Raw genomic sequence first — 3,764 nt, 5'->3', positions numbered from 1 at the left:
GCTCCCGGAATGGGGATCACCCGGTGACGCTCTCCTTTAAGATCGAGAATATTCAGCCCGTTGTCATCTACTACGTATACCATTTGGTCATATCCCACAAACACATCCACCGGATTCTGAAACCCGCTCCATACCGGCAGAATAGGAACATACCCTACCCTGTCCGGTACAAGCTCAGGATCAATGGCTCCTACATCAAAGATCTCATCCACCACCGGATCCTCCCGGCTTCCGAAAAGAAAATCGCAGGAACTGAATGCGCCTCCGAAGAGCAGCATTATTATAAATATTCCATTTCCCTTTTTTTTCATAAATAATTTTTACCGGTTTCTTTATATTTTTTGATCAAATACTTTATTATTTCAATTCAAAATATTTAATTTCTCAAGGAACTAACGTAATCCTAGTCCCAGCGTGATTCGGTGAATAGTTCCAATGATTACTTTATTATTAAAACCATAATCCACTTTAATGTTACCAAATCTGCGTTGCAATTTCAGGCCGAATCCAAAGGCCGGTATGCCTGCTTCATCAACCCCAAATTCATAACCTGCCCGTGCAAACAGCCGCTGCCGGAAATCGAATTCTGAACCGATGCCGAAAGTTTCATTATTGTCAGTAGGATGATTAAGCTGCCCGGAAATCACGATCCTCCATTGCTCTTGTTGAATGGCCTCGGTGGCCACACCAAGCCGGAAAATAGCGGGGACCGCCATTTTATCGAAATCATCCACAACCTCTGGCCCGTTCAGCGTTTGCAATGTGATCTCGCCTTCCGGGTCTACATTGAATCCGAAATTGCTCACGGTAGCTGCAAACCGCGTATTCCGCAGGTTCAGGTCATAGCGAAAGCCAAAATCGAAAAGGCCGCTGTGCGCTGAAATTCCGGCTATGCCTTCATACGCATATTTCCCCGTGAGACCGAAGCTGAAATTATCCGTCAGGCGCTGGGCAAAAGTGAGCGCCAGGGCCAGGTTGGCCGCCTCAAAGGTCTCGCCTGTTCCCTCCGGCTGAAACTCCGTTGTCACCTTCATTTCCGGTGTGCTGAGCGAAATAAGGCTCACGCCAAAATAATGTACATTATTGCGTGTAAAAGTTGCAGCCGCATAGTTCAGGTTTATGTCTGCAAAATATTGTGTGTGGCCAAACTGCAGTGCATAGGTCCGGCTGTCAGCGTGAATAAGGCCGGCAGGATTCCAGTAGAGCGCTGAGACGTCATCTGCCACAGCCGTGAAGCTGCCAGCCATTCCTGCCGAACGCGCATCCGGAGCAATTTTGAGAAACTGCATCCCGGTAGTCCCGGTGCGGGAGTCGCCAAATGAGGGAAGGATTTGCGCTGCGGCATCAAATCCCAACCAGGCCAGGAGGGTTAGCATGATATAGAAGCGGATTGGGAATTTCATCAGCTAATTAAAAAGCATCAAATATTGAGTTGCAAAAATACCAAAAGACGGCTATCACACTACCTAATTGAAGTTCGTTTCGCAAGAACAATTTTGTCTTTTAGGGTTATCGTTTGCTGCATTCCTTTCCTGATGAATTTATTTTGCCCCAACACATAGCGCTTTTCAAAATGTCCGCAGAAGATTTTCGTTTCAAAGATTATTTCTCAAAACAAAGTAATGTGTCTGCTCAGTCGCGGCCTTCCTACCCTGAAGAGCTTTTTGCGTTCCTGAGCGGAGCCGCTCCGGCAAAGGATGTGGCTTGGGATTGCGCTACCGGTAACGGTCAGGCTGCCACTTCGCTGTCCCGCTATTTCAAACAGGTAATCGCCACGGATGCTAGCCAGGCTCAAATCGCAAATGCCCGTCAACTGCCCAACATACAATATTCCGTGGCTCCGGCTGAAGAAAGTGGTCTGCCTGAAAATTCGGTTTCGCTGGTGACGGTCGCTACAGCGCTACACTGGTTCGACCTTGACCGCTTTTACGCAGAAGTGAAGCGGGTGCTCAAACCAGGAGGCATTCTGGCAGCATGGTCTTATTCGGGAAATTCAGTAAATACAGATGTGGATCCACACCTGAACCGCTTGTGGCATAAGATCCTTGACGGATACTGGCCGGCAAAAAGCCAGATCGTCTGGGAAAAGTATCGCACCATTCCATTTCCGTTTGCAGAAACCGCTCACCCGGAATTCCAAATAAAGGAACAATGGAACCTGAAGGAGCAACTGAATTATCTCATGAGTTGGTCCGGTACCCAAAGATACCTGGAGCGCAATCGAAAGAATCCCATTGAGATCATCGAGGATGACCTACGAAAAGCGTGGGGCAACCCAGAGGAGAAGCGGGAGGTAACCTGGGAAATATTTATGCGAATGGGGAAAAATATTCACAACTCGAAACCCGCCCGGCAATAAGAATTTGAATGCGCTTAGGAACCCTGCCTTCTTTGTAAATAAGCAACAGCATCTCCCACAGTTACAATATTTTGCACATCTTCATCGGGGATGCGCAGTTTAAATTCACGCTCAAATTCTGCAACCATTTCTGCATGTTCGAGCGAATCCATATTCAGGTCTTTGCTGATGTCAGCTTCCGGAGTCAATTGCTCTTCATTGATCCCGAAAACGTCCGAAAAAATATACTTGATCCTGGTGATGATAACATTTTCACCACCACTTGCCAATTCGCTGTTTTCACTTGCTATTTTCATGTTCGGAAATAAATATTTTGTGTTAACCTAATATTAAACTTGTATATAATCGTTCTTCCAAAGATTTTATTTTACAAAAAAGGTTGCATGTTAAATTTTCGTGGTCAATCCTTCAGAAGGACAATAAAACCAATTTCAAATAGGAAAGGGCTTCTTTTATATGTACAAAAAAATTTACGATTTGCCGGCCAGCGGGATGATAGCAGTGATAAGAAATCCTAATATTGCGGCAACACACATTTGATCCCGGATGGAACAGGAATTCCTGCAATTTGTGAAGAGGACGATTCCCACGCCTGAAATTCTTTTGTACTTCACGCTCCCGCTTCTCCTTTATGGGATGGGGGCTGCCTGGCTCTCAGGTTTTCTGAAAACACGATATGCCTGGCGCACAGCATATACCCGGAAAGTTTTTCACTTTGTCATTTTTACAGCAGCCGGCATCCTGCAATTGGTCTGGAGCCTGAAAGTAGTGGTGTTGTTCGGAGTGCTGGTGAGTGGCATTGTGCTCTATGGCGTTTGGCGCGGGAAAGGCCATCCCTTTTACGAATCACTTGCGCGGACCAAAGATGCGCCCAAGCGGTCGCTCTTCATTCTGATACCGCTGGCTACCACAGCGGCAGGTGGCATTCTGGCCAATATCCTTTTTCCGCCATTCGCTTATATCGGTTACCTGGCTGGCGGCTGGGGTGATGCCGTAGGCGAACCCGTTGGCAGCCGCTGGGGAAAACATCCGTATAAAGTCCCATCCCTGGGTGGAATCCCGGCTACCAGAACATTAGAGGGTTCTGCTGCCGTATTTGCCATGAGCTTTCTTGTGGTATTGGCTGCACTCCTTGTACAGAATTTTTCTTTGGAATTGGCCGTCTATACCGCCCTGGCCTGCGCAGCAGGAGGAACCGCCACAGAAGCCATCAGCCATCATGGACTGGATAACCTTACGATGCAGATCGCTGCATCAGGAATTGTATATTGGATACTGGGATAGAAAAAATAACCTAAAATGGTGCAAGCTGCCGGGAGCTGGGCAGCAGTTGTTAAGCGAGTAAAAACCGGAATTAGTTATTACGGTAGGGAACCACCATGTGAAATTCGGGGATTAGTACACG

The 3,764-nt window shown here is 47.1% G+C and carries 5 protein-coding genes; 2 read left to right on the top strand and 3 right to left on the bottom strand.

The annotated features are described in order from the left end of the window. Together WD077_13185 and WD077_13180 are read right to left on the bottom strand one after the other, a co-directional pair. The coding region (locus WD077_13185) for a hypothetical protein (protein MEX0968188.1) at nt 1-311 on the bottom strand (311 nt) is incomplete at its 3' end. Between the two features lie 81 nt (nt 312-392). Further along, nucleotides 393-1,403: a PorV/PorQ family protein gene (locus tag WD077_13180; protein MEX0968187.1), complete on the bottom strand. Its 1,011-nt coding sequence runs from the start codon at nt 1,401-1,403 to the stop codon at nt 393-395. 170 nt (nt 1,404-1,573) lie between these two features. Here WD077_13180 and WD077_13175 point away from each other — a divergent pair, with 170 nt between their 5' ends. Next, nucleotides 1,574-2,359: a class I SAM-dependent methyltransferase gene (locus tag WD077_13175; protein ID MEX0968186.1), complete on the top strand. Its 786-nt coding sequence runs from the start codon at nt 1,574-1,576 to the stop codon at nt 2,357-2,359. Nucleotides 2,360-2,373: 14 nt separating this feature from the next. On the opposite strand, the gene WD077_13170 is transcribed toward WD077_13175, so the two are convergent. Then, nucleotides 2,374-2,655: an acyl carrier protein gene (locus WD077_13170; protein MEX0968185.1), complete on the bottom strand. Its 282-nt coding sequence runs from the start codon at nt 2,653-2,655 to the stop codon at nt 2,374-2,376. A gap of 250 nt (nt 2,656-2,905) precedes the next feature. Here WD077_13170 and WD077_13165 point away from each other — a divergent pair, with 250 nt between their 5' ends. Further along, nucleotides 2,906-3,643, top strand: a complete 738-nt coding sequence (locus WD077_13165) for a hypothetical protein (protein MEX0968184.1) — start codon at nt 2,906-2,908, stop codon at nt 3,641-3,643. Nucleotides 3,644-3,764: the final 121 nt, after the last annotated feature.

The sequence above is a fragment of the Bacteroidia bacterium genome, assembly GCA_040880525.1.
Classification (GTDB): domain Bacteria; phylum Bacteroidota; class Bacteroidia; order CAILMK01; family JBBDIG01; genus JBBDIG01.
The sequence above is the reverse complement of the archived record's forward strand: the minus strand, read 5'-3'. Positions and strand labels throughout refer to the sequence as shown.

Excerpts from the sequence above, each read along its gene's own strand:
- WD077_13175 (MEX0968186.1), top strand. The coding sequence starts at position 1,574 with ATGTCCGCAGAAGATTTTCGTTTCAAAGATTATTTCTCAAAACAAAGT.
- WD077_13170 (MEX0968185.1), bottom strand. The coding sequence starts at position 2,655 with ATGAAAATAGCAAGTGAAAACAGCGAATTGGCAAGTGGTGGTGAAAAT.
- WD077_13165 (MEX0968184.1), top strand. The coding sequence starts at position 2,906 with ATGGAACAGGAATTCCTGCAATTTGTGAAGAGGACGATTCCCACGCCT.
- WD077_13180 (MEX0968187.1), bottom strand. The coding sequence starts at position 1,403 with ATGAAATTCCCAATCCGCTTCTATATCATGCTAACCCTCCTGGCCTGG.